This window comes from Pseudomonas sp. Irchel 3A18 (assembly GCF_900187465.1).
GTDB lineage: Bacteria > Pseudomonadota > Gammaproteobacteria > Pseudomonadales > Pseudomonadaceae > Aquipseudomonas > Aquipseudomonas cichorii.
Genome location: NZ_FYDI01000003.1, coordinates 464,263 through 488,998 on the forward strand (window position 1 = coordinate 464,263; position 24,736 = coordinate 488,998).

Consider the following 24,736-nt stretch of genomic DNA (forward strand, 5'->3'; position numbering starts at 1 on the left):
GGAACGATAAGAAGGAATGCATGGCAACGTTTCAATTTCACGATGACCTTGACGACGCCAAGGCTCATTCAGCGACCTTGGCACTGCATAGGCTGAAACTCGGGCATCGTGGCTTCCTTCCCCAGCCAGACGACCTGACGGGGACGGTCACATTTATTCGCTATGGCAATAAGTGCTACGCCGTCACTGCCAAGCATGTAGTGGATTATCTTGCTCGCCAGGCAGCCGAGAGCTATCAACCCCTTCGTTACTTCTGCCCGGTAAACAAGGGGCTGACGATCAGAGGCCCATTTGTATTGGCCCCACGGGACTTCGCAGACAATCAGCCCGATGTCGCTATAACCCCAATCGACGAAGCTTATGTCCTGAGTATCGGCAAACGGCCATTCGTGATCCAGGAACATGAGCCTGTCTGGCCATTGCCTTATGCCATGGCAACAGGATTCCCGACTGCCGAAAAAAGGGATGTGTCAGACAAGTCAGGCAATACCAATCTGAGCATGAGGTTTGTGAGAGCCATCGCAGAAGGCAATGGCGCTGATGGCAAGCATCACAGCGTTACCTTTTACAGCGATCTAGAGGCACTGCCTCCCATTACAAAGCTGAGTGGCATGAGCGGAGGGCCGGTATTCTGGTCGGACGCCGAGCGTTATGGCCTTGTCGGCTTTGTAAAAGAAGCACTGGAGCAGGATGGCGGCGAAGTGACCAGCGACGCGCCCAAGGTCCACTTCGTGGTGCAAAGAGCCGACAACCTCATACTGAGCGAGTGGATTGATCACGTAGAGAGAAACTGGCTTCGAGAAAAAGAAAAACAGGATGCCCAGGAAGCCCTTTTTTTCAAGGAGACAGAAGAGAAGAGCCAGCGTGACCTGGAGGAGTTTCTCAGACGTTCACGCCTGAATCTCGCCTATCGCGAATGGCGCGCCAGACTGAAACCGGGTGACCGGTTGCCACGCAAAAGAAACTACGAGCAACACTTCCCCGATTGGTTGTGAAAATCAGGGCAAGGGTTTGATCAAAGCTATCCGGAAAAACCCACCACCTGAATAAAAACAGCCCAACCGCCGAGCAGAATCCAGAAAACCGCGAAAATCCAGGGCGTACGCATCGAAAAGAGCAACGCCTTGCGATACCCCTTGTGCGTCGATTCATGTTCATTGAACAGCGGCGACTCGTCATACGCTATTCCCATGATCGGCTCACTGCGCAGCAACTCGCTTTGCTTGTAATGCCAGTGATCGATGATGTCGTAAGCCGCACGAATCCCCGGCCAGGCATTCAACGAACTCAACGCCCCCAACAACGCCAGAAACGGCGGTACAAACATTGTGAACAGCTTGCCCCACTCCGGATTGAGATTGGCCATGCAGGAAGCGAAAGCAATGACCAGAAAGGATTGCGCCGTCAGATAGGCATCCGTTCGGTTGGCCAGGATAGTGGTTTCGTACTGGATCTCCTTGCGATAGAAATCCAGACGGTCCTTGGGGGAGCCGAACATCTTGGCGTCGTATTCGGTGGCGTTGCTGCTTGCGTCTGCGGTCTGGGAGGTCAGAATTCTTGGCAAAAGTCGTGGTTTCCATTCTGGTTGGGTTGAATGGAGAGTGACCGGTGCGGGAGCTGGGTGTTCAGAAGACTTTACGAGAGGGGGATGAAAGGCAAACCCTGACAGGCCTGCGGTTGGAGCCTAACCAGCACAACTGGATCGCTTCGCTGCCAATCACGAGTACTGATAATCTTGCCCGGATGACTGCTGAGTTGATGAATAGATGATTGAAGACATACGTTATTTGATCGTTTTCGCGAAAATCGCAGAGGTCGGATCAATATCCGGCGGCGCGGAAGCATTAGGGCTTGCAACCGCGACGGCGAGCCTGCATCTCTCAAAACTGGAAAAGAACCTGGGTTGCGCCCTGCTTTACCGCAATACTCGCAAGCTCTCGCTTACCCATGACGGCTCCAGCCTGCTAGAGACGGCTAAGTCCATGCTGGAGCTTTATGAAAAAGGCGTTATCGATTTCAAGCAGCGCTCCATTTCGACCAAGAACAATCTGCGTATCTCCATTCCTGCCGTTTTCATCAACAGTGAATTCACCCGACACATCGCCAACTTCATCAAAAAATATCCTGATGTCTCCTTGAGTATCTTCTGCAACGACAATCGCAGCGACATCATTTCCGAAAGCATCGACGTCGCCTTCCGCATCGGCGAGCTGCCTGACAGTTCATTGAAGGCGCGCCATCTGTTTGTATTGCCGCGTCGAGTGATTGCTGCGAAGGAGTTACTCGCCGAAAGCGAGCCGGTCAGACACCCTCGTGATCTGGAAAGAGTGAAGTGGATTGGCCTTACCATGCGACCCAACACGCGGCTGTTCAGGCACGTTGAGAGCGGCGAGGAAGTACAGATCAAGTACACACCGCACCTGCGCGTGGATAACGTTGAAGCTTCATACCAGCTCGCACGACTCAATGCCGGGCTGGCAGCGCCCCCGAACTACCTGAGCGACGAAGGCATCCGCCGAAATGAGATAGTTGCCGTCCTTCCGGAATGGACATTGGACCCGCTAAAGGTCTATGCCGTATGGCCGCCAAACATTACCACCAGCAGCATCGCCTATACCCTCATCAACACCCTCTATGACTCGTTCAGCTCACGGTCGCTGGAGTAGCCGAGAAGAACTGCAGGTAGAGCATGTAACAGGCAGTAGCGATCAACATTCCGCCCATCACCCAATTGAAAATACGGATTCGCAACGTGCTGTTGAGAAGGATCGAAACCCGGTCTCCCAGCACTGCCCAAGCGACCAGCGACAAGTAGCAGACGACAAAATAGATCGCCATAAAGGTTATCAATGTGATGTCCGTCTGCGGGTTAGAAAACAGCGCGGCGCCTGAAGCGCAGGCAATCCAGGCTTTGGGATTGAGCCACTGGAGCATAAAACCCTGCATGAAACCGGGGATGTCGCCCTTCTCCACGACCAACTCCGGGTGCGACGAGGCGATCTTGTAGCCTATATAGATAATGAAGGCAGACCCGGCGACGCTCATGTACTCGAAGAATACTGGGTAACTCTCGATCACCCTGAGAAACCAGAACCCGACAAAGATCAAAAGCAAGGTAAAACCAATGGTCGCCCCGGAAACAAACGGGAAAGTCCGCCAGAAACCGTGGTTGGCACCGGAGGCGATTATCACCATGTTCACGGGACCTGGGGAAATGGACATGCTTAGCGAAAACATGCACATCGTAAAAACCAGCGCAAACTCCATTTCTTATTCTCCTGACCTGTTCAGAAACGTGACATTCCGAGCTTGGCAATTTCAGCCAGACAAACGTCGTGTCGGTTAGCTTCGTCTGGGGTATAGCCCGTCAACAGGTCAAAACTTACAGAGAAAAGCGTCCCGTATTAATGGGGTATCGTTAAAAGCTATTTTTGATTTTTTTGTATTTGCAGGTGATAGGTGTTGGGTGTGCGGTTTGAAAAGCCTATGGCTGTCAGCTTCCCAACACTCCAGAGCCTGTTTGTTATGGTGCGGCTCGATGTAAAACCCGAAGTGATCGAGCAAGCGGCGAGAGCTGCCGTGTCATTGCATCAGGATTTTGGGAGGTCTTGCCGATGTGGCGAGGGGCGGAGGCGGAGGCGGAGGCGGAGGAGACGTTCCAGAGCATGAGCTGACCATTGTCCAGAAACGAAAACCCCGGCTCGAGGCCGGGGTGGGTGTTTCGTGGTCTTTGCAGTGAGTCGTAAACTTTCGCTCATTGGAGCTCATTGCCAGCCTGTAGAGTAATGCTATGAGCAGTTGACAGTCGTGTCAATTTGCAAGCGCTGGTCTTAGAAAGATGCTTCCTCCAGTCCTTTTGGAGGGCCTAAAACCATATGCACCAGTAGTGGCACTTAACAATTTGTATCCATATGGGAGGATGGAGCATAGGGCTTACATCGCACGTCTTTGGTAGGCTCCCGCGTTCAAAGGCCTTCGAGGGATAGAAATGGCTCTTGTTATCAGGGAAGGAGATCCCACTACCACGGGGGGTATCGTGGTTGCTGGATCTTGCGCAAATAGCATCGAATACCGAAAGACTGCCCGAATATCCGACCCGGTGTGGTGCCCCGCCTGCAAATGCATGGGCTACATCGCCGAAGGCAATCCAACCGTCATGGATGAATATGTTGCCTTGGCCACCCATGGCCATGCTGTTAAATGCGGCTGTCCATTTGGCAGCAATCGGCTGATCGCTACGCAAAACAGCGTCATGGCAGCCGAAGATATTGTTATAGGTATCACGCCGGATCTGGCAGCCAAGGCCGAGGCCGCTACCCATGTATGGGCTAAAGCAATCCGTGAAGGCACCTACACCAGCCAACTAACTGCCAGCATTCCGGCCAATCAAGTGCGCGGACTCGCAACGCCAAACGCATGCGTATTCGCTAAAACTTGCACCGTACCTCCAGACTCAACAGAGGCAGGTACAGTCACCGAGCCAGCGGCCAATTTTGGCCAGACTGTGGTGATGGGTTCGACAGCTATCGCTAGCAAGGAAGGCGGCGCAACCTTTGGCAGGGTAGCGGGACAGGCTGCCTTTGAAACGCTCGGCACCTGGAGTCTGCGCGGAGCCGCTGCGGCGGCGAGTACAGCAGCCAGCACTCTGTTGTTAGCGCTTTGGCCTACCAGCATGGGCGATTCGACGCTGACCGAGGAACAGTTGCGCGGGATGACGACGGCCCCGACCCGAGTGCGCTTTCAGTTCCGCCGTGATGCCGAAGGCATCATGCGTGTCTATGGTATCCATACCAGCGCAACCTCTGGCATGGATAGCGTGCCAGTGGTCGATGTCGACTGGAACACAGACCGAAGCGCTATGGAGGCCAAGCTAAACGGCGTCACCATTATCTGGACACCCAATAACGGCCCCGTGGTGCAAGCACCGACTACCTATCCAGGCGTCACCGACGCACTGAAAAATATTCTGGTGCATCCGGTCGCCGAAGACACCGACAGCCAGATCGAAATCTATCCTGCCTCGGAGGATATGACTTGGCAGGACTGCATCCTGATCTTCCCTCCTGGCTCGGGCGTACCGCCGCTGTACCTAGTGTTTGCCAAACCGATGGTCAATCCGCTGGAGGTGGGTATTTACAGTGACCTGAGCTCGCGTAGCCAGCGAGATGGATTGGATATTGACCATATCCCTGCTCAGGCTGTGTTGGAAATGCATCTTCTGCTTAATGATCCGACCATCACCGAAGATCAAATAAAGATGATTCTCAGGCATGCCTCAAGCATTGCCATTCCATCAGGAGTTCATCGCAGACATAGTGAAACCTACGGTGGTCGTAACTCAAAGACCAAGCAGGCCCAAGATTTAGCTGACCTACGGGTGGCGGTGGACAGCAACTTCGAGGCGATCAAGCGCGGACTGCTGGAAGAAGGTTTTGCAGAGGCCGATGTCGAGCTGGCTCGCGACCAACTGCACAAATTAAACGAAGAACAGGGGTGGTATTAATGAGCGCCGCAAAAATCCAGACACTGGTCAACTGCCTGGGCCAAACTTACGAAAACATGCTCTCCAGGGACATTGCTTCGAACAAACCACTGTCAGAACTCTATAAAGGCCGTGAACGTTTAGCGCTTAAAGTGACGGACGGTATCGAGCTTAGTTTCTTTGCCGATTCAAAGGTGCTTGAACGGGTTTTGATTACCCTTGAGGCATCAATGCCAGGGGTTACCGTTTACAATGGCGAACTCCCCTCCCCATTTGCAAAATCTATGACGCAGGCTGATGTTCGAACTACTTTTGGCGACCCCGTAGAGTCGCGAGGCCCTATAAAAATGCCTAAACCATTGGGGCAAACAGGCGGTTGGGATGCATATCCCTTGGACACCAATAGTGGGCCAGGCACCCGAGTGGTTTTTTCTTACTCCCCTTCCCTCTTGGTTCAAACGCTGGCATTCGTGCTGCAGCAGTAGCTTTGGGTAGTCATCGCTCCAATGACGCGCATAGTTGCCAAGGCAGGGTATGGACTGACAAAAAAAAGGCTCACAGCCCCTCCTGTGTTCTGCTGCTTTTCCTTTTTGCTCGTACACAGCAAAGCGCGCATGCACCGAAGGATGGTGGCTGTTTTGACCTGCCATTGCTCTGTGTTTGCTGGGCGGCATGTTAAGTATCTGGGCGGCAGAGCGGACGCTGCTCGTACCGGCGACCAATACCGAAGAGGCGTGTCTGGCTTCGGGGCTGCGGGTCAATGCCGTGAATCATCTGCTGGAGTTGGTCGCACATTTCAACGGGAACACGCCCAAACCGCCTTATCAAAGCAGCGGGCTTTTGCATCAGCCCAAGCCCTACCTGAATCTGAGCGAGATTCAGGGCCTGACCGCCGCCAAGCGCGCATTGGTGGTGGCGCACGGTAAAACCATGCTCACAGTTGCCGCCTGGATGAGCACAAAGCACTGGAGGTAGCAGTCGTCATCGACATAGCGAAAAAATTAGCTCATCACATCGCTATGCTCTGAATGAGTAGCCGAGTTCAACCGCCCCGCTCTAGAGCTTTGCGCGAGCCACCGGTATATGGGTAGGCCACATTTCTAGAGAAGAATTTCGCACTTGATGACAGAACCTAATCAAGTGTAAAAGAGATGCCCATTTGACATTACCCAAGGAAGGTTCACATGCCATACACAAAAACATTTCTCTGTCTCGCTTGCTCTCGTAAACCAGAAGGAAGATGCGTTGCTGGAAAAGAATGGGTTAATGGTGGATTCGGAGGCTGGATTCGCCCGGTTACGCCGGGGGATGACTCTGCGATTACTAATGAGCAACGCAAGTACGCTAACGGCTACAGTGCAGTTGCATTGGATTATGTGACTGCGGAATTTACCGAACCAGAAGCCGACGGATTCCAATCAGAGAACCATTTCATTTCGCAGCCAAGCCAATGGCAATGTGCAGGAAAGGCCAAAAATGCGATACTTGCTCAACTGGTTGACTCTCCTACAACCCTTTGGAGCAACACCTGCCCCGACTCGATGAATGGTAAAAATGATCGAGTATCAGAAGGTAAACTGACTACAAAAAGCGACTCTCTTTACTTAATAAAAATCAATGAACTTACTGTCCACATCGAAGAAATTGAAGACAAAAACCCCAAGGTACGCGGTGAATTCATCTACAATAAAGAAACATACAAATTTAAGATCACCGACCCAAAATTTGAAAAGCAGTATGAATCACACAAAACAGGAACTTACAACAAACAAATTGACTATCTAACAGTAAGCTTAGGCGAAGTCTTTGATGGATATGCATACAAATTGATTGCAGCAGTATTTTGAGGAAAGATATGAGCCATATAAAAATATCAACCATAGGCTTCACTGAGAAGAAGGCTGAAAACTTCTTCTCACTTATTCAACTTTCTAAATGCAAAGAGCTTATTGACGTAAGACTTAACAACGTCTCTCAGCTGGCCGGCTTTGCCAAAAAAGAAGATCTAAAGTATTTTCTATCTGAAATCTGCAATGTTGGATATAGGCATGAGCCAGACCTAGCTCCAACCAAGCAACTACTAAAGCCATATCAACAGAAAGAAATCACATGGGAGAAATATGCCGATCAATTCATGGAACTAATGGCAAAAAGAAAGGTCGAAAAAATTCTGACACCTGACATGACTAATAATACATGCTTGCTTTGCAGTGAGCATCTTCCACACCAGTGCCATAGAAGATTGATAGTCGAATATTTACAATCACACTGGCCAGATTTAAAATTTGAAGTGAAGCATCTGACGTGAAAACAGCCTTTGTGGTATACCCAGCAGAATTTCTCTGCTACACGAAATTCGAAAGAAAGCTAAGTCGCATTTTTAGCAGCGGTGAGTTTCGTATTGCATATCATGAAGACTCCAATGGGTATATTACAAAGTTTTGTGAGGCTTACGGAATTACTTCACAGCCATTCGACACAGCAGAAAACGCAATTAAAGATTCGACACACGCTGTCTTTTTTGAAGACCGCGACTCATACTTTACAATGAAACAACAGGTATTCGACCTTGGCATAAAATACCGAACTATTGTTCTTGATTTAACAGTAGTAGTCAATAAGGACAGGGGTGATGAGTACGACGTATACATAGGCAGAGGAACTATCTGGGGCAACCCATATCAGATGGGTATTGACGGTGATCGAGACGAGGTCATTAGAAAGTTTCAGTATGATTTTGATAATGGGCTACTAAAGGCTTCTACAAGCCTTGAAAAAAATCTTGATATCGTTCGCGGAAAAGTTATTGCATGCCATTGTAAGCCTGCAGCGTGCCATGGTGACGTTATTGCTTCATATCTAAACTCAATCGACGACGGCAAATAGTTGACGCCCCACTATTGGACAATGGAAAATATATCGCGAGATAGCAACTTCAGCCTTTAAAAGCAAAGAACACAGATTTTACTTGCATATCACTTTCTTATTGTGGATTCACAGGCCATATAGAAAGCAATCATAGAGCACGCACCACAAATCAACATATATTCTTCTCAACCAATAGCAGCGCTTGCATGGCCTACTTGGATAAGAGGATACGAACAGCGTAAAAACTTCGACATATAATTTTATCTGCATGCTCACGCAAAAAAACACGCGAACTATAAAAACACAGTCTATCATTTATCAAAAAAAGAACTCACATACCGGCATAAAAATCTAGCCATCAAATATTGCACCCCCCTTAGAACACTTTCAGCCCTCTCTAACTGGTAAATGTTTTATAAAATCGATACAACTAGCTATAAATCCATCTACCTCGCGACATAAATCACCAATAAAAACAAACCCAAGAAAATAATTACACTCACCTTGGAAAAATTAACACTTATCTAGAACACCCTCACAATACGAGCACCATATCAAACTCCCACTATGTCAACACAGGGCAACTTATATAAAACTCTTTATCGAGTTAGCTGAACAACTGAGATTAAAGTCTAGACTAGCAGTAGGTTTGATACCTATAGCCTTCAGAGTTCTGCATCCGCTAATACAGACACAAACAGTACAAATCCCCCTCTCCCACCCAACCCAAACCCCATCTATCCTTCCCAACACCGCAGGAAGCGGCTCTCGTTATCAAGGAAGATCATGTCTCTCGCCATCGTCCACAGCCGCGCCCAGGTTGGCGTGGAAGCACCTGCCGTTACGGTCGAAGCCCATCTGGCCAACGGCCTGCCAACCCTGACGCTGGTCGGTTTGCCGGAAGGTGCGGTCAAGGAAAGCAAGGATCGGGTGCGCAGCGCCATTATCAATTCTGGGCTGGATTTTCCGGCGCGGCGGATCACGCTCAATCTGGCCCCGGCGGATTTGCCGAAGGATGGCGGCCGGTTTGATCTGGCCATTGCGTTGGGGTTGCTGGGGGCCAGCGGGCAGTTGCCGTTGCTGGCATTGCAGGATGTGGAGTGTCTCGGCGAGCTGGCGTTGTCCGGGGCGATTCGGTCGGTTCAGGGGGTGTTGCCTGCGGCGCTGGCGGCCAGGGCGGCGGAGCGTACGCTGATCGTGCCGGCGGCCAATGCCGAGGAGGCGTGTCTGGCTTCGGGGTTGCGGGTCATCGCGGTGAATCATCTGCTGGAGCTGGTCGCGCATTTCAATGGGCGCACGCCCATCCCGCCTTATCAGAGCAGCGGGCTTTTGCATCAGCCCAAGCCTTACCCGGATCTGAGCGAGGTTCAGGGCCAGACCGCCGCCAAGCGCGCATTAGTGGTTGCTGCGGCCGGGGCGCACAACCTGCTTTTCAGCGGCCCACCGGGTACGGGCAAAACCCTGCTCGCCAGTCGCTTGCCCGGTCTGCTACCGCCGCTGGATGAGTATGAAGCGCTGGAGGTGGCGGCGATTCAATCGGTGGCCAGTCAGGTGCCGCTGAGCAGTTGGCCGCAGCGGCCTTTTCGACAACCTCATCACTCGGCGTCGGGGCCGGCGTTGGTGGGAGGTGGCAGTCGTCCTCAACCCGGCGAAATAACATTAGCCCATCACGGCGTTTTGTTTCTGGATGAGTTGCCCGAGTTCGACCGCCGGGTTCTGGAGGTTTTACGCGAGCCACTGGAGTCCGGCCATATCGTGATTTCCCGGGCTCGGGACCGGGTACGGTTCCCGGCGCGCTTTCAATTGGTTGCAGCCATGAACCCTTGCCCGTGCGGTTATATGGGTGAGCCCACCGGGCGGTGTCGTTGTTCGACCGAGCAGATTCAGCGCTATCGCAACAAACTGTCAGGCCCGTTGCTGGACCGGATCGATCTGCATCTCACTGTCGCTCGCGAAGCCACTGCCCTCAACCCGACACCACAAACCGGCGATGACACTGCCAGCGCCGCTGCCTTGGTGGCAAAAGCCCGTGATCGCCAACAACGACGCCAGGGCTGTGCCAATGCCTTTCTCGATCTGCCTGGGCTGCGCGAGCATTGTCCGTTGTCGGCAGCGGATGAAAACTGGCTGGAAACGGCCTGCGAGCGATTGACCTTGTCGCTGCGGGCCGCGCACCGGTTGCTGAAAGTGGCAAGAACCCTGGCGGATCTGGAGCAGGAGGATGCGATTGATCGCAGGCATCTGGCCGAGGCGTTGCAGTATCGGCCTTCCAGCAATTGAGATCGGTTTCTATGGCGGTTGTGTGTGGGAGACCTTCAGGTCTGCCGGTCTCTCCTTGCCGGTTCGCCAACCTGCATACAGCTGCCACCTATCTTGTTCGGCTCAAAGTGATGTTTGAGCCTTCACGGGCTGTTTTGTTGGTTCGATTGCTGTCGCGGGCAAGCCCCCTCCCACAATTCGGACAGCACCCAGAAGTTGGACCTGATCCACCTGTTAGTGAGCAATCCACTTCACATGCCCGTAAAGATCGGTCTTACAGCAAGACCAGATATATCCATGAAGACGCCACGCTGAACCCCGACAGCTATAGATTTAGCACCCAATTAATCTCTTGGTCATCTGAGTAATCAGCTACCGGATTTGGCGATCTGGTTTATGGACATATAACATTGCCCTTCAAGCTTGAGCAGGAATGCCCATAGCTTATATGGCTGTTGTGTGTGGGAGACCTTAGGGTCTGCCGGGTGTCCATGCCGGTTCGCCAACCCGCACACAGCCGCCACCTATTTGTTTGGCGACAAAAGGTGGCGGAGTCATTTTTCATCATGGACTTCAGCTAATGGATAAAAACGCGACTCAACCCCATACCCCCACCCTCTTCATCCGCCACAAAGCCCATCTGCACGCCATCCGCCTGCAAGACAAGACATGGTTCTGTGCCCGTGACCTCGGTCATTTGATGGGGATTTTTCTGGATGAATACCGAACTCGCAAGCTCGCGCCGGATCAGCGCAAAACCCTGTGGCTCAAACGTTATGAGGATACGCAGGAAACGTTGATGGTCAGCGAATCGGGGGCTTACGCCTTGTTGATCTATCATCACGCGCCACATAACGGACCGTTGCGTGAGTGGCTGGAGCACCATGTCGTGCCCACGTTGCGAGATATGGATCAGGCACCCACATCGCAACGCCCAACGCTGAGTTTGATGCATTGGCCGGGCGTGTCGATGAGTTTGCTGAACTGGCAGAGCGAACCATGGATACGCCTTCGGGATATGCCTGAGATTCTGCTGGAGCAGTCACGTCAGGGTATCGGGAAGGCGACGCCGTGGTGGAGACGATTATTGGCGTAAAGCCGTTCGCGAATGAATCCACTCCTTGTGGGAGCGAATTCATTCGCGAAAAACCAATCACCGGAAGCGATCAACCTCTTGGCGCAGTTCAGCCGCCAGGGAGTTGAGTTCCTGGGCGGTGATTGCCAGGTTGGAGACCACTTCGCGCTGTTCGCTGTTGGCCATGGCGATGCTTTGCAGGTTGCTGCTGAGCATGGTCGCGGTGCTGCTTTGTTCTTGCGTGGCCGTGGTGATTGCGGCGAACTGGTGACCGGCGGAGCGGCTTTGTTCGTCGATCTGGGCCAGTGCAGCTGCAACCTTGGCGTTACGCGACAGGCCGTCCTGCATCAGGACGTTGCCCTGCTGCATGGTGCTGATGGCGTTGCCGGTCTGTTGCTGGATGCTGGCGATCATGCCGGAGATTTCGTCAGTAGCCTGACGGGTACGCGAAGCAAGGCTTCGGACTTCGTCGGCTACCACGGCAAAACCGCGACCCTGTTCACCGGCACGAGCCGCTTCGATAGCTGCATTGAGTGCCAGCAGGTTGGTCTGATCGGCAATCGAGGTAATCACGCCGACGATGCTGCCGATTTCCTGGGAACGCTGCCCCAGGGTGTCGATCACGGTAGCGGTGCTGTTCAGCGAGCTTGCGATCTGTTGCAGCGCAGACGAGGCTTCATCCATGGAGGTACGGCCGATGCGGGTCTGCTGCGCGTTTTCCTGCGCCAGACGCTCGGTGTTCTTCATGTTGTCAGCGATGTTCAGAGAGGTCGCGCTGAATTCTTCAACCGCGCCGGCCATGCTGGTGATTTCACCGGACTGCTGTTCCATGCCTTCATAAGCGCCGCCCGACAGGCCGGACAATGCATGGGCACGAGTGCTCACTTCCTGAGCCGCAGTACGGATATGGGAAACCATGTTCGACAGGGCTTCGCTCATCTTGTTGAAGCTGCCCGCCAGTTGCCCGATTTCATCGTGGCTGGAGACATTCAGGCGCACGCTCAGGTCACCAGATCCCAGGGCATCGGCCTGACGTACCAGTTCGGATAATGGACGCAGTTTGCTGCGCAGCAGCCAGATGGCACTGCTCACCGCGATCAGCATCGCCAACAGGCTGCCAATGGCCAGCTTGGTACCCACACTCCAGGTTACTTCGCTGATTTCGTCCCTTGGCATGCTGGCCATTACAGTCCATGGCCCGCCGCTGAAAGGCTGACCCACGCTGTAGAAGTCTTGCTCGCCATCGTGCCAGAAAAGGCCTTTGCCAGGCTGCTTGACTACGTCGGCTACGGACTTGGCTGCATTCTCCGGGGACTTGGCGCCAGCCGGTGCAACCAGCCAGCGGCTTTGCTCGTCCAGCAATGCCAACGAACCGGTCTTGCCGATACGGAAGTTTCTGAGGTTCTCGAACTGGGCATTCTGCGCGTCGGTGTAATCGAAACCGACGAACAGGGCAGCAATGATCTTGCCGCCGCTGTCACGAACCGGGCTGTACTGAGTCATGTAGTAGCGTTCGAACAACACCGCCTTGCCCACATAACCCTGACCGGCCATCAGGCGCTCATAGGCCGGGCCTTTGCGATCGAGCACGGTGCCGATGGCGCGAGTGCCATCCTGTTTGCTCAGGGACGTGCTGATACGAATGAAGTCATCGCCGCTGCGCACGAAAATGGTGGCGACACCTGCCGTCAGACGACGAAATTCGTCGACCTCGGTAAAGTCGTTGTTCAGGGGCGTATCACCCAGATACAGACCCGGAGTCTGGGTCCCGGCCACGGTGACTGGCTTGTCGGTCTGCAGGCTCAGGCCGCCAGAAAAACGCTTTTCAAACAGCCCACTCAGGCGCTGCGTGCTGTCACGCAAGGTGCTGTGAAAAGTGTTGAGCTGGTCAGCGAGCAGGCGAGCCTCACTGGACATGTGTTCTTCACGGATGACAAGGTTGGCAGCGTCCAGAGATCGCAAAGCGAAAAGAGTGCTACCGCTTATCACCACCGCAAGAATCACAGCCAAAGCAATACCGAGTTGCGAGGCAATCCGGGCACGGGGCTTGGACATAAAGGCTCCAGGCTGAATTATCGGGTTCGCCAACTCCCTGGCCGACCATCCAGCAAAATTCTAATAGGATTTGAGATTGAACCGTTTTGAACAAACGGCCTTTCAAGAGTAACTTCGGCGCGCAAGTGAAATACTTGAGTCAGCTATGCGGATATTAGCAAACAGATGGCAAATCGCCCAACCGCCACCACTATTTAAGTATTTCGACTTTCGGCAACTCCATCGCCTGAACCTCGCTCTGCAGGAAGTCACTTAACCGCCTTAACCGCTCTAGACCGGGCCTCGTCTTGGGCCAGACCAGATAATAGTTCTCGCCACTGAATACTGCAGTGCGCCAGGGCAGGCTCAAACGACCTTGTGCCACGTCTTCAGCAACCATCAATAAATCGCCCATCGAAAGCCCGTAACCTCGGGCCGCCGCGATCATACCCAGCTCCAGGGTGTCGAAAACCTGACCGCCCTTGAGCGAAACCTTGTCCGCCAGCCCCATGCGGTTCAGCCAGGTGCGCCAGTCACGCCGATCCGGTGTCGGGTGCAGCAGCTCGATACTGGCCAGCCGTTCGACATCCCAGGGCGGATCCTGCAAAAAGGCAGGGGCACCGACCGGGATCAGAAACTCTGGAAACAACAGGGTCGACTCCCAGTCCGGCGGAAAATGCCCGCGACTCAGGAGGACGGCACAATCGAAAGGTTCTTGCGAGAAGTCTACGGCGTCGATATCCATCCAGGCGCTGGTCAACTGGACTTCGTTGCCTAGCTGAAGATGACGAAAACGACTGAGCCGCGCCAATAGCCAGCGCATGGTCAGGGTCGACGGCGCCTTCATGCGCAATATGCCTTCTTCAGCCTGTAACGTGCTGCAGGCACGCTCAAGCGCCTGAAAACCGTCCCTGATTCCGGGCAATAAGGCACGAGCGGCTTCAGTCAGCTGCAAGTTGCGGCCATTACGCTGAAACAGTCGGCAGGAAAAGTACTCTTCGAGCGTATGAATATGACGACTGACAGCACTTTGGGTAATCGAGAGTTCTTCTCCCGCTCGCGTGAACGAGGTATGCCGAGCAGCCGCTTCAAAAGCGCGCAATGCATATAACGGAGGAAGACTACGAGGCATATGAATATATCCCACACAATAATGTGCCACTGTACGCCAAATATACTCGCATGAGTTTTAATCATGCTGATGATCGGATTTATCGCTTTGTGCTTGAGCACTTGAATGCCGAGAATGTGCAGCCCATCAGTACACCTGAAGTAGAGCCTTTCCATCATGCAACAGCCTGCCCTCAAAGAACTCTGGATCATCCTGCGCCTGGCCGGGCCGTTGATCGCATCGCAGATGGCGCACATGCTGATGGTGTTCACCGATACCGTGATGATGGGCAAAATCGGGCCTGAAGCCCTGGCGGGCGGCGGTCTGGGCGCAGCTACCTACAGTTTTGTTTCGTTTTTCTGTGTGGGGGTGATGGCGGCAGTCGGCACGCTGGTTTCGATTCGTCACGGCGCAAACGATGCAGAGGGTGCTACCCGCCTGACCCAGGCCGGTTTGTGGCTGGCATGGGGCATGGCGCTGGTGGCTGCGCTGCTGTTGTGGAACCTTGAGCCGGTTTTGCTCAGGTTTGGCCAGACCGAAGTCAACGTCCATATGGCCACTCAGTTCCTGACCACCCTGCCGCTGGCGCTTCCCGGCCTGCTCACGTTCATGGCCTTGCGCGGCTTTACCAGTGCCCTTGGACGTGCAGGCCCGGTCATGACCATCAGCCTGGCCGGAGCCGGGGCCAACTTTGCGCTCAACTACATGATGATCCATGGCTGGTTCGGTCTGCCGAATCTGGGCCTGATGGGCATCGGGCTGATCACGGCCATAGTGACCAATTGCATGGCTCTGGCGCTGGCGCTGCATATCCGCCGCCATCCTGCTTATGCGGCCTATCCGATTCGCAAAGGGCTGTGGCAGTTGTCCCGCAGCCACCTTAAAGAGCTCTGGAACCTCGGCTTGCCGATTGGCGGCACCTACGCCGTGGAAGTTGGCCTGTTCACTTTTGCAGCGTTTTGCATGGGAGCCATGGGCAGCACACAGATGGCTGCGCATCAGATCGCCGTACAGACCGTCTCCATGGCGTTCATGATTCCGGTCGGAATTTCCTACGCCGTCACCATGCGCATCGGTCAGCATTACGGTGCGGGCAATGTATTGATGGCTCGTACTGCCGGACGACTGGGCATTTCGTTTGGCGGGGCAGTGATGCTGATGTTCGGCATACTTTTCTGGCTCGCGCCTCATCAAGTCATCGGCCTGTTCCTTGACCTCGATGACCCGGCGTTCACCGAGATCGTGATCCTTGCGGTCAAGCTGCTGGCCATTGCGGCGTGGTTCGAGCTGCTGGACGGCATGCAGACCATCGCCATGGGCGCCATTCGCGGGCTCAAGGACGCCAAGACCACCTTTCTGATCGGGCTGGTCTGCTACTGGCTGGTGGCCGCGCCTGCGGCATGGCTGCTGGCCTTTTCGACCGATCTGGGCGCAGAGGGTGTCTGGTGGGGGCTGGCGTTGGGCCTGCTGTGTTCGGCTGTGGCGCTGACCTATGCGTTCGAGAAGAAGACCGCACGGTTGATTAAGGTGAAATCCAGGCAGGAGCCGCAAGAAAATCTGGGTGCCATTCATCCCTGACGTAAGCGAACAGGGCGTGCTTTACACCTTTTTCGCGGAGGGGTGCGCGCCTGTCGGCCGCTCCAGATAGTCGACCAGTTCAGCCATCGGCAACGGTCGGCTGATGAGGTAACCCTGCACCTGATTGCAACCAAAGCTACGCAGCAGCGCCAGTTGCTCAGGGGTTTCCACGCCTTCGGCCACCACTTCCAGGCTCAGGTTATGGGCCAGGTTGATCATTGCGTGAACCAGCTTGCGATTTTCCTCACGCGGCTCCATTTCACCGACAAAGCTTTTGTCGATCTTGAGCAGTTCGATCGGCAGGCTGTTGAGGTGCATGAAGGAAGAAAAGCCGGTGCCGAAGTCGTCCAGGGAAAAACGCACACCCAATCGGCGCAGCGCTTCCATGATCTGCCGCACCTGCTCACTGCTGCGCATGACCGACGTTTCGGTCAGCTCGAATTCCAGCCAGCGCGCGTCGATTTCATGCTCGGTGATCAGGCGGCTGAGGGTCGGCAGAAGCTGGCTGTCCTGAAACTGCCTGAACGACAGGTTGATCGCCATGTGCAGCGGCGCAAAACCCCGGTCGCGCAAAGCCTGCATGTCCCGCAGGGCCCGATGGATGACCCAGTAACCCAACGGCACGATCATGCCGCTCTGCTCGGCCAGAGGCACGAACTCGCTGGGCAGTAACAGCCCTCGCTCGCTGTGGCGCCAGCGCACCAATGCTTCCAGCCCCACCACCGCACCGCTTTCCAGGCACAGGCGCGGCTGGTAATGCAGCTCAAGTTCGTCAGTGCGCAAGGCCTTGCGCAGTTCGGCCTCAAGGTCCGCAAGGCTGCGGGCGTTGCGGTTGATGGTGTGGTCGAAGAAACGGAAGGTACAACCCTGAAGACTCTTGGCTTGGCGCATGGCGATATGGGCGTGCCACATCAAGGCGTCGGCGCCGGTTTCGGACTGTGAATGAGCGATGCCAAGGCTGCAGCCGAGCAACAGGCTTTCACCATCGATCCAGTAGGGTTCGGACAATGCATCGGTAATGCGTTCGGCCAGTTGTGCCGCACGTTCGGGCGTATGGCGGGTGTCGATCAGCAAAGCAAACTCGTCACCGCCCAGACGGGCGATCTGGTCCCCGATGTCCAACGGGTTCCTGAGTCGCGCCACCACCTGCAGGATCAACCGGTCACCGGCCTGATGGCCCAAGGCATCGTTGGCGCGGCGGAAGCTGTCGAGGTCCAGGTGGCCCAGGGCAAAACCTGTTTTTTCGGCCAGACGGGCTGTCAGCAACGTCTGAAAACCCTGTCGGTTGGCGATACCGGTCAGCGGGTCCTGGCCGGCCAGGCGTTGCAGGGTGTCTTCCAGTGCTCCGCGCTCACGGACATGGCGCAGGCAGCGGCGAAGGGTATCGGCTGTCAGACTTTCGCGGACCAGCCAGTCGCTGGCCCCGATCGGCGCGACGAACGGTTCCTCTTCGAGCAGCATTACCGTCGGCAACAGGCAACTTGTGGCAGGAGGTTGCAGCTCGGGAGTGGTCAGCAGCAAGGAAGGACGCGGACTGTCAGGCTGCTTCTGGAAGGCATCCCAGTCAGCGGCCTGATACAAAATGACCTCATCGCCCAGCGATGCCAGACAATTGCTCAACAGCGCCAGCCATGCAGATTCTCGGGCCAACAGCAGCAATCTCAGGGGCTCGACAGGCACAGGCACGCTAACTCCTTAACTGCAAAGGAAAAACCGATTACCAACCAAACGAAAGGGTGTGACTGGTAGACGCACATTCGCGATTCGGCAAATGTAACAAAAACAAAAAAATTAGATAGCTGTCCCTGCCGTTCAACGATGAGCGCTGCATAAATGCGCGGGCCTGTTAAAATGCCCGACCTTTTTCGCAACAGACTACCCATACCGTCATGTCCCGACTCAATCCCCGGCAACAGGAAGCCGTGAACTATGTCGGCGGCCCTCTTTTGGTGCTCGCCGGTGCAGGCTCCGGCAAGACCAGCGTGATCACACGCAAGATCGCCCACCTGATCCAGAACTGCGGCATCCGTGCGCAGTACATCGTGGCCATGACCTTTACCAACAAAGCCGCCCGGGAAATGAAAGAGCGGGTCGGCACGCTGCTGCGCGGTGGCGAAGGGCGCGGCCTGACGGTATCGACGTTCCACAACCTGGGCCTGAACATCATCCGCAAGGAGCATGTGCGGCTGGGCTACAAGCCCGGTTTCTCGATCTTCGATGAAACCGACGTCAAGGCCCTGATGACCGACATCATGCAGAAAGAGTATTCGGGCGACGACGGCGTCGACGAAATCAAGAACATGATCGGCGCCTGGAAGAACGACCTGATCCTGCCGCCCGAAGCGCTGGCCAATGCCCGCAACCCCAAGGAACAGACCGCCGCCATCGTCTACACCCACTACCAGCGCACGCTCAAGGCGTATAACGCCGTGGACTTCGACGACCTGATCCTGCTGCCGGTCAAACTGTTCCAGGAACACGCCGACATTCTGGAGAAGTGGCAGAACAAGGTCCGCTACCTGCTGGTGGACGAATACCAGGACACCAACGCCAGCCAGTATCTGCTGGTCAAACTGCTGATCGGCACCCGTCACCAGTTCACGGTCGTGGGCGATGACGACCAGTCGATCTATGCCTGGCGTGGTGCGCGGCCGGAAAACCTGATGCTGCTCAAGGAAGACTATCCATCCCTGAAAGTCGTGATGCTGGAGCAGAACTACCGCTCCACCAGCCGCATCCTGCGTTGCGCCAACGTGCTGATCTCCAACAACCCGCACGCCTTCGAGAAACAACTCTGGAGTGAAATGGGTCACGGCGACGAGATCCGCGTGATCCGCTGCCGCAACGAAGACGCCGAAGCCGAGCGGGTGGCGATGGAAATCCTCACCCTGCACTTGCGCACCGACCGGCCCTACAGCGATTTCGCCATCCTTTATCGCGGTAACTATCAGGCCAAGCTGATCGAGCTGAAATTGCAGCACCATCAGGTTCCCTATCGCCTGTCCGGCGGCAACAGCTTCTTCGGCCGTCAGGAAGTGAAGGACCTGATGGCCTACTTCCGCCTGCTCGTGAATCCGGACGACGACAACGCCTTCCTGCGCGTCATCAACGTGCCGCGCCGGGAAATCGGCTCCACGACCCTGGAAAAACTCGGCAACTACGCCACCGAGCGCAAGGTGTCGATGTACGCCGCCACCGAGGAAATCGGTCTGGGCGAACATCTGGACAGCCGTTACACCGACCGCCTGCAACGCTTCAAACGCTGGATGGACGGCGTGCGCCAGCAATGTGCGCAGAACGACCCTATCGCGGCACTGCGCAGCATGGTCATGGATATCGATTACGAGAACTGGATTCGCCAGAACAGCTCCAGCGACAAGGCCGCCGATTACCGTATGGGCAACGTCTGGTTCCTCATCGAGGCACTGAAGAACACCCTGGAAAAAGACGAAGACGGCGGCATGACCATCGAAGAGGCCATCGGCAAGCTGGTCCTGCGCGACATGCTCGAACGCCAGCAGGAAGAGGAAGACGGTGCCGAAGGCGTGCAGATGATGACCCTGCATGCTTCCAAGGGCCTGGAATTTCCTTACGTGTTCATCATGGGCATGGAAGAAGAAATCCTGCCGCACCGCTCCAGCATCGAGGCCGACACCATCGAGGAAGAACGCCGTCTGGCCTACGTGGGCATCACACGCGCACGACAGACGCTGGCGTTCACCTTTGCCGCCAAGCGCAAGCAATACGGCGAGATCATCGACTGCGCGCCAAGCCGCTTTCTCGATGAGCTGCCACCGGACGATCTGGCCTGGGAAGGCAACGACGATACGCCAACCGAAGTAAAGGCCGTGCGCGGCAATACGGCACTGGCGGACATCCGCGCCATGCTCAAGCGCTGACACCTGAACAGAAAACGATCAACTCATGCGCACTGGCGCACCCAAGGAACCGAAGTGGAAGCACTGCACAAGAAAATTCGCGAAGAAGGCATCGTACTTTCCGATCAGGTCTTGAAGGTCGATGCATTTCTCAACCATCAGATCGACCCGGCACTGATGAAAGCCATCGGTGACGAGTTCGCCAGGCTGTTCGCGGATGCAGGCATCACCAAGATCGTCACCATCGAAGCCTCGGGCATCGCTCCGGCAGTGATGGCCGGTCTGAACCTCGGCGTGCCGGTGATCTTCGCCCGCAAGCATCAGTCGCTGACCCTGACTGAAAACCTGCTGTCGGCTACGGTCTACTCCTTCACCAAGCAGGTCGAAAGCACCGTCGCCATCTCGCCACGGCACCTGAACAGCAACGACAACGTACTGATCATCGATGACTTCCTGGCCAACGGCAAAGCTTCCCAGGCCCTGATCTCGATCATCAAGCAGGCAGGCGCCAAGGTGGCCGGGCTGGGTATTGTGATCGAGAAGTCCTTTCAGGGCGGTCGTGCCGAACTGGATGCGCAGGGTTATCGCGTTGAATCCCTGGCACGGGTGGAGTCACTGGCGAACGGCGTGGTGACGTTCAAGTAGAACGTCCACGCTGCCTGTCTACGCTTGCACAGGTAACAGCCATTTACGGCCACGGAGAGACCACAATGATCATTGGGGAAAGGCTGTATGTCGAAGGACTCTTCGACAGCCATACATGGACGATCAGTTATCTGGTGATGGACCTGACCAGCAAGCAGTGCGCGCTGATCGACAGCGTGCTGGACTACGACCCGAAGTCCGGGCGCACCCGCACCGAGTCAGCCGACCGCCTGATCGAACGGGTCAGGGCTCTGGACGCTTCGGTGCAGTGGATACTGGAAACCCATGTGCATGCGGACCATGTGTCGGCAGCGCCCTACCTGAAACGGCAGTTGGGCGGACAGATCGCTATCGGCAGCCATATCACGTCCGTGCAGCAGGTCTTCGGCAAGCTGTTCAATGCCCCTGAGGACTTCGCACGGGACGGAGCCCAGTTCGATGTGCTGCTCGATGACGATGGCGTATTTTCCATTGGCTCGCTTCAGGCCAGGGCGCTGCATACACCCGGCCATACGCCTGCCTGCATGACCTATCTGGTACAGATCGGCGATGAAACAGTCGCGTTCGTCGGCGATACGCTGTTCATGCCCGATTACGGCACAGCCCGTTGTGACTTCCCCGGCGCCGATGCGCGAACGCTGTATCGCTCCATTCACCGGATCCTGAGCCTGCCGCCACAGACACGGTTGTTCATGTGCCATGACTACCTGCCCAATGGCCGCGAGCTGCAATACATGACCACCGTTGCCGAACAACGCGCCAATAATATCCATGTGCATGAAGGCATCGACGAAGACGCTTTCGTCACCATGCGCGAGGCACGGGATGCGACCCTGGAAATGCCGGTCCTGATGCTGCCGTCGGTGCAGATCAACATGCGCTGCGGCCACTTCCCCGCGCCGGAAGACAACGGCGTCAGCTACCTGAAAATCCCGCTTAACGTTCTTTGAATCGCTGTGTGCGTCCGGAAAGCCTGAAATGAACCCGATATTCCTCACTCATCCTGAACGTGTCGTCAGTCGGCATGGATGAGCATCAACTGCTGGGCGCAGGCCTGGGGGCAATCGTAGGAGCCATACTGGCACTGACCGGTGCAGGCGGTGGCATTCTGGCCGTGCCGTTGTTGGTCTTCGGGCTCGGGCTGTCCATGGTCGAGGCCGCGCCCATCGGTTTGCTGGCCGTGGGTCTGGCGGCAGCACTCGGAGCGTTTCTGGGCTTGAGGCAAGGCATTGTCCGCTACCGCGCCGCGCTCTATATCGCCGGGATCGGTGTGCTCATGTCGCCACTGGGCCTGTGGCTCGCACATCGCTTGCCCAATACGCCGCTGGCGCTGATCTTCGCCGTCGTGATGGTGTACGCCTGCGGGCGGATATTTCTCAAGGCCACCCGCGAGTTGAAATACGGACCACCGGCCTGCCGCAAGGAAGTTCTGCCCTGCGTGCTCAACCCGCTGCAAGGCAGATTGCGCTGGACGATGCCCTGCATTCGGGCGCTGACACTCACCGGCATGACGGCAGGACTGCTGTCGGGACTGATCGGAGTCGGTGGTGGATTTGTCATCATCCCGGCGCTGACCCGCTACAGCGACCTGAACATGAAAAGCGTTGTCGCCACGTCGCTGGCAGTCATTGCGCTGGTCTCCACCGGCAGCGTCATCAGCGCCTCCGTGGCGGGCGTGATGCACTGGAGCGTCGGCGCGCCCTTCGCGGCCGGAGCGATCATCGGCCTGATAGGCGGCAGACAGGTCAGCGGCTATCTCGCCGGCCCACGCTTGCAGCAACTGTTCGCCATTGCAGGCTGGATTGCCGCAGCCATGCTGGTGTTCAGCGCACTCAAGGCAGTCCTCTGAGCAACATTCAGAACGTTGATCCGGCAGAGTTGTGCAACCCGGCCAGCAGCAGGCGCTGGTACAACTCTTCCTTCAGACCTTGAGGCTCGTCGAGTTGCATGCGCTGCAAGTGCTCGATATAAGCCGAAGGCTCAGGCGCATCCAGCGTGGCCTTGCCCAGCTCCAGAATCTCGGTGAGCTTGAATTTGCTTTTGAGCCAGTTCAAGGCCCGCAGCAGATCACGCTCTCGTGCAGTGAAATCGCAGCCCAGCGGATATTCGGTGAACAGCGCCGGATAGCGGGACGCAATGTCCTTCAGGCGCTCGGGCGTGTTCTGGGTAAAGCGCGGGTCGAGATGAAAACCTTTCGGCAGCTTGCCAGCCTTTTGCGCCTGCTCGATCAGGCCGTTCTGAAAGCGCGAGTCACTGATATTCAGCAGTCGCTCGATCACCGTGGCGTCGGTCTGGCCACGCAGGTCGGCAATCCCGTACTCGGTCACGACGATATCGCGCAGGTGACGGGGAATGGTCGCGTGGCCGTATTCCCAGACGATATTGGAAGTAATCTCGCCGCCCGACTCCCGCCAGCTGCGCAGGATCAGAATCGAACGTGCATCTTCCAGCGCATGAGCCTGGGAAACGAAGTTGTACTGGCCGCCGACGCCACTGAGCACACGCCCGTCTTCCAGTTGATCGGACACCGCCGCACCCATCAGGGTCATGGTGAAAGCGCTGTTGATGAAACGCGCATCCCGACGTTGCAGGCGCTTGAGCTCTTCGTCGCCGTACAGTTCGTTGATGTAACTGATGGCGGTCATGTTGAACTGCGCCAGTCGCTCGGCTGGCAACTCACGCAGGCGCTCATAAAAACTCAGCGGGCCAAGGAAGAACCCGCCATGCAGCACAACGCCATCCGGGTGAGCACTTTCATCAAGGGTTCCCAGATTGGCCAGACGCTGCAACTCGGCATCGGCATACACCTTGCGCCGCACAATCCCCGCGTCGGCCAGCACCAGCAGGCCGTTGACGAACATTTCGCTGCATCCGTAAAGCCCGCTGGCAAAAGGCTGGACGCCGCCTTCGCGATCAATCAGGGTCTGCCAGTTGCTCATGTTCAGCTCCGCGAGCAACCCGCTGTAGGTTTCGTTATTGGCTTGTCGGGCCAGCAGCGCCGCGGTCAGCGCGTCGCCCATGGAACCGATGCCGATCTGCAAAGTACCGCCATCGCGAACCAGGGTGCTGGCATGCAGACCGATGAAATGATCCTGAAAGCCCACCGGCATATTGGGCGTCGAGAACAGGACGTTGCGCTCCCGCTCATCCAGCAGCAGATCGAAGGCATCGGCATCCAGCTCGGAATCGCCGGGCATATAGGGCAGATCGGCATGGATCTGTCCCAGCATCAGAATCGTCTCGCCTGCGGCCCGTCGCTTGGCGACCATCGGCAGCAGGTCGAGGGTTACGTCGGGATTACAGCTCAGGCTCAACTTGCCGGGCCGTTGCTCATCGTGAGCGACCAGTTGAGCAATCAGGTTCAGGCCACTGGCATTGATGTCCCGGGCCGCATGGCTGTAATTGCTGCTGACGTAGCTCTGCTGGGCCGCTTCGCTGTTGAGCAGGCTGCCCGGCTGCATGAAGAATTGCTGGATGTGAATGTTCGGCGGCAGATCGTCACGGCGCAGTGCCGACAGGAACTCCAGCTCAGGATAATCCCCGAAAACCCGCTCCAGAAACGGCTCCAGAAAACGCCCCTGCAACCCCTCACCCGCCGGCGGCCGCCCCAGGCTCAACGCGGTATAAATCGTCAGTTGCCGCTCGGGAAGCTGACTGACGCGCTCGTACAACGCATTGACGAACCGATTGGGCTTGCCCAACCCCAGAGGCATGCCCATGTGAATATGCTCGGGCAACTGCGCGAGGACATGATCGACGGCTTGCTCAATGGAACAGGACTTGGGCATCCGAACTCTCCGGGGTTG

20 protein-coding genes and 2 pseudogenes are annotated in these 24,736 nt (G+C 55.9%); 15 read left to right on the top strand and 7 right to left on the bottom strand.

Annotated elements, in window-relative coordinates; genetic code table 11:
• The first annotated feature begins 20 nt into the window (after positions 1-20).
• The gene (locus tag CKW23_RS07825; protein ID WP_025257951.1) at positions 21-995 is read left to right on the top strand and encodes a hypothetical protein; all 975 of its coding nucleotides are present in this window, start codon (positions 21-23) and stop codon (positions 993-995) included.
• A 26-nt stretch (positions 996-1,021) separates the two neighbouring features.
• Here CKW23_RS07825 and CKW23_RS07830 read toward each other — a convergent pair whose 3' ends face one another.
• Positions 1,022-1,564, bottom strand: a complete 543-nt coding sequence (locus tag CKW23_RS07830; RefSeq protein WP_095067339.1) for a hypothetical protein — start codon at positions 1,562-1,564, stop codon at positions 1,022-1,024.
• Between the two features lie 202 nt (positions 1,565-1,766).
• On the opposite strand from CKW23_RS07830, the gene CKW23_RS07835 reads away from it, so the two are divergent.
• Entirely contained in the window at positions 1,767-2,666 is a 900-nt protein-coding gene (locus CKW23_RS07835) for a LysR family transcriptional regulator (RefSeq protein WP_095067340.1), read from the top strand.
• Here CKW23_RS07835 and CKW23_RS07840 read toward each other — a convergent pair.
• Entirely contained in the window at positions 2,644-3,267 is a 624-nt protein-coding gene (locus tag CKW23_RS07840) for a LysE family translocator (protein ID WP_095067341.1), read from the bottom strand. The genes CKW23_RS07835 and CKW23_RS07840 overlap by 23 nt on opposite strands.
• Before the next feature lie 721 nt (positions 3,268-3,988).
• Here CKW23_RS07840 and CKW23_RS07845 point away from each other — a divergent pair.
• The 8 genes and pseudogenes from CKW23_RS07845 (at position 3,989) to CKW23_RS07880 (ending at position 11,705) form a co-directional block, all read left to right on the top strand.
• Positions 3,989-5,503 (top strand): S-type pyocin domain-containing protein, encoded by a 1,515-nt coding sequence (locus CKW23_RS07845; protein ID WP_095067342.1) that lies wholly within the window; start codon positions 3,989-3,991, stop codon positions 5,501-5,503.
• Complete coding sequence (locus CKW23_RS07850; protein WP_095067343.1) at positions 5,503-5,967, top strand: DUF6392 family protein; 465 nt, start codon at positions 5,503-5,505, stop codon at positions 5,965-5,967. The genes CKW23_RS07845 and CKW23_RS07850 overlap by 1 nt, the downstream gene beginning before the upstream one ends.
• Before the next feature lie 205 nt (positions 5,968-6,172).
• Positions 6,173-6,400: pseudogene (locus CKW23_RS07855) on the top strand (magnesium chelatase); the annotation flags it as partial.
• A gap of 266 nt (positions 6,401-6,666) precedes the next feature.
• A complete protein-coding gene (locus CKW23_RS07860; protein WP_095067344.1) occupies positions 6,667-7,329 on the top strand; it encodes a hypothetical protein in 663 nt (220 codons plus the stop codon).
• A gap of 8 nt (positions 7,330-7,337) precedes the next feature.
• Positions 7,338-7,790 carry a DUF488 family protein gene (locus CKW23_RS07865; RefSeq protein WP_256590430.1) on the top strand — a complete coding sequence of 151 codons (453 nt, stop codon included), beginning with the start codon at positions 7,338-7,340 and terminating at the stop codon, positions 7,788-7,790.
• The gene (locus CKW23_RS07870; protein ID WP_095067345.1) at positions 7,787-8,368 is read left to right on the top strand and encodes a DUF4326 domain-containing protein; all 582 of its coding nucleotides are present in this window, start codon (positions 7,787-7,789) and stop codon (positions 8,366-8,368) included. The genes CKW23_RS07865 and CKW23_RS07870 overlap by 4 nt, the downstream gene beginning before the upstream one ends.
• 768 nt (positions 8,369-9,136) lie before the next feature.
• Positions 9,137-10,630: a YifB family Mg chelatase-like AAA ATPase gene (locus CKW23_RS07875; protein WP_095067346.1), complete on the top strand. Its 1,494-nt coding sequence runs from the start codon at positions 9,137-9,139 to the stop codon at positions 10,628-10,630.
• 559 nt (positions 10,631-11,189) lie between these two features.
• Positions 11,190-11,705 carry a Bro-N domain-containing protein gene (locus tag CKW23_RS07880; protein ID WP_095067347.1) on the top strand — a complete coding sequence of 172 codons (516 nt, stop codon included), beginning with the start codon at positions 11,190-11,192 and terminating at the stop codon, positions 11,703-11,705.
• Between the two features lie 57 nt (positions 11,706-11,762).
• Here CKW23_RS07880 and CKW23_RS27185 read toward each other — a convergent pair whose 3' ends face one another.
• The 3 genes and pseudogenes from CKW23_RS27185 to CKW23_RS07890 form a co-directional block, all read right to left on the bottom strand.
• Complete coding sequence (locus CKW23_RS27185) at positions 11,763-12,623, bottom strand: methyl-accepting chemotaxis protein (RefSeq protein ID WP_371856557.1); 861 nt, start codon at positions 12,621-12,623, stop codon at positions 11,763-11,765.
• Positions 12,618-13,739: pseudogene (locus tag CKW23_RS27190) on the bottom strand (Cache 3/Cache 2 fusion domain-containing protein); the annotation flags it as partial. The pseudogene CKW23_RS27190 and the gene CKW23_RS27185, both read right to left, overlap by 6 nt.
• A gap of 190 nt (positions 13,740-13,929) precedes the next feature.
• The gene (locus tag CKW23_RS07890) at positions 13,930-14,850 is read right to left on the bottom strand and encodes a LysR substrate-binding domain-containing protein (RefSeq protein WP_095067349.1); all 921 of its coding nucleotides are present in this window, start codon (positions 14,848-14,850) and stop codon (positions 13,930-13,932) included.
• A gap of 156 nt (positions 14,851-15,006) precedes the next feature.
• Between CKW23_RS07890 and CKW23_RS07895 the strand changes: the two genes are divergently transcribed.
• Positions 15,007-16,407, top strand: coding sequence for a NorM family multidrug efflux MATE transporter (locus CKW23_RS07895; protein ID WP_095067350.1), 1,401 nt, complete (start codon positions 15,007-15,009; stop codon positions 16,405-16,407).
• A gap of 21 nt (positions 16,408-16,428) precedes the next feature.
• On the opposite strand, the gene CKW23_RS07900 is transcribed toward CKW23_RS07895, so the two are convergent.
• Positions 16,429-18,093 (bottom strand): bifunctional diguanylate cyclase/phosphodiesterase, encoded by a 1,665-nt coding sequence (locus CKW23_RS07900; RefSeq protein WP_095067351.1) that lies wholly within the window; start codon positions 18,091-18,093, stop codon positions 16,429-16,431.
• A 203-nt stretch (positions 18,094-18,296) separates the two neighbouring features.
• Between CKW23_RS07900 and rep the strand changes: the two genes are divergently transcribed.
• The 4 genes from rep to CKW23_RS07920 all read left to right on the top strand — a co-directional run bounded on the left by rep (position 18,297) and on the right by CKW23_RS07920 (position 22,779).
• Positions 18,297-20,306 (top strand): DNA helicase Rep, encoded by a 2,010-nt coding sequence (gene rep / locus CKW23_RS07905; RefSeq protein ID WP_095067352.1) that lies wholly within the window; start codon positions 18,297-18,299, stop codon positions 20,304-20,306.
• A 54-nt stretch (positions 20,307-20,360) separates the two neighbouring features.
• Entirely contained in the window at positions 20,361-20,930 is a 570-nt protein-coding gene (locus CKW23_RS07910) for a xanthine phosphoribosyltransferase (RefSeq protein ID WP_095067353.1), read from the top strand.
• Positions 20,931-20,995: 65 nt separating this feature from the next.
• Positions 20,996-21,880 carry an MBL fold metallo-hydrolase gene (locus CKW23_RS07915; RefSeq protein ID WP_095067354.1) on the top strand — a complete coding sequence of 295 codons (885 nt, stop codon included), beginning with the start codon at positions 20,996-20,998 and terminating at the stop codon, positions 21,878-21,880.
• Positions 21,881-21,954: 74 nt separating this feature from the next.
• Positions 21,955-22,779: a sulfite exporter TauE/SafE family protein gene (locus CKW23_RS07920; protein ID WP_025257938.1), complete on the top strand. Its 825-nt coding sequence runs from the start codon at positions 21,955-21,957 to the stop codon at positions 22,777-22,779.
• Positions 22,780-22,786: 7 nt separating this feature from the next.
• Here the strand turns inward: CKW23_RS07920 and CKW23_RS07925 are convergent, their stop codons facing one another.
• Positions 22,787-24,718, bottom strand: a complete 1,932-nt coding sequence (locus CKW23_RS07925; protein ID WP_095067355.1) for an acetyl-CoA hydrolase/transferase C-terminal domain-containing protein — start codon at positions 24,716-24,718, stop codon at positions 22,787-22,789.
• Between the last annotated feature and the right edge of the window lie 18 nt (positions 24,719-24,736).

Bases quoted from the DNA above. Each gene is read 5' to 3' on its own strand.
- CKW23_RS07835 (WP_095067340.1), top strand. From the start codon at position 1,767: ATGATTGAAGACATACGTTATTTGATCGTTTTCGCGAAAATCGCAGAG.
- CKW23_RS07825 (WP_025257951.1), top strand. From the start codon at position 21: ATGGCAACGTTTCAATTTCACGATGACCTTGACGACGCCAAGGCTCAT.
- CKW23_RS07845 (WP_095067342.1), top strand. From the start codon at position 3,989: ATGGCTCTTGTTATCAGGGAAGGAGATCCCACTACCACGGGGGGTATC.
- CKW23_RS27185 (WP_371856557.1), bottom strand. From the start codon at position 12,623: ATGAGCGAAGCCCTGTCGAACATGGTTTCCCATATCCGTACTGCGGCT.
- CKW23_RS07925 (WP_095067355.1), bottom strand. From the start codon at position 24,718: ATGCCCAAGTCCTGTTCCATTGAGCAAGCCGTCGATCATGTCCTCGCG.
- CKW23_RS07875 (WP_095067346.1), top strand. From the start codon at position 9,137: ATGTCTCTCGCCATCGTCCACAGCCGCGCCCAGGTTGGCGTGGAAGCA.
- CKW23_RS07895 (WP_095067350.1), top strand. From the start codon at position 15,007: ATGCAACAGCCTGCCCTCAAAGAACTCTGGATCATCCTGCGCCTGGCC.
- CKW23_RS07840 (WP_095067341.1), bottom strand. From the start codon at position 3,267: ATGGAGTTTGCGCTGGTTTTTACGATGTGCATGTTTTCGCTAAGCATG.
- CKW23_RS07890 (WP_095067349.1), bottom strand. From the start codon at position 14,850: ATGCCTCGTAGTCTTCCTCCGTTATATGCATTGCGCGCTTTTGAAGCG.
- CKW23_RS07915 (WP_095067354.1), top strand. From the start codon at position 20,996: ATGATCATTGGGGAAAGGCTGTATGTCGAAGGACTCTTCGACAGCCAT.
- CKW23_RS07860 (WP_095067344.1), top strand. From the start codon at position 6,667: ATGCCATACACAAAAACATTTCTCTGTCTCGCTTGCTCTCGTAAACCA.
- rep (WP_095067352.1), top strand. From the start codon at position 18,297: ATGTCCCGACTCAATCCCCGGCAACAGGAAGCCGTGAACTATGTCGGC.
- CKW23_RS07850 (WP_095067343.1), top strand. From the start codon at position 5,503: ATGAGCGCCGCAAAAATCCAGACACTGGTCAACTGCCTGGGCCAAACT.
- CKW23_RS07920 (WP_025257938.1), top strand. From the start codon at position 21,955: ATGGATGAGCATCAACTGCTGGGCGCAGGCCTGGGGGCAATCGTAGGA.
- CKW23_RS07865 (WP_256590430.1), top strand. From the start codon at position 7,338: ATGAGCCATATAAAAATATCAACCATAGGCTTCACTGAGAAGAAGGCT.
- CKW23_RS07880 (WP_095067347.1), top strand. From the start codon at position 11,190: ATGGATAAAAACGCGACTCAACCCCATACCCCCACCCTCTTCATCCGC.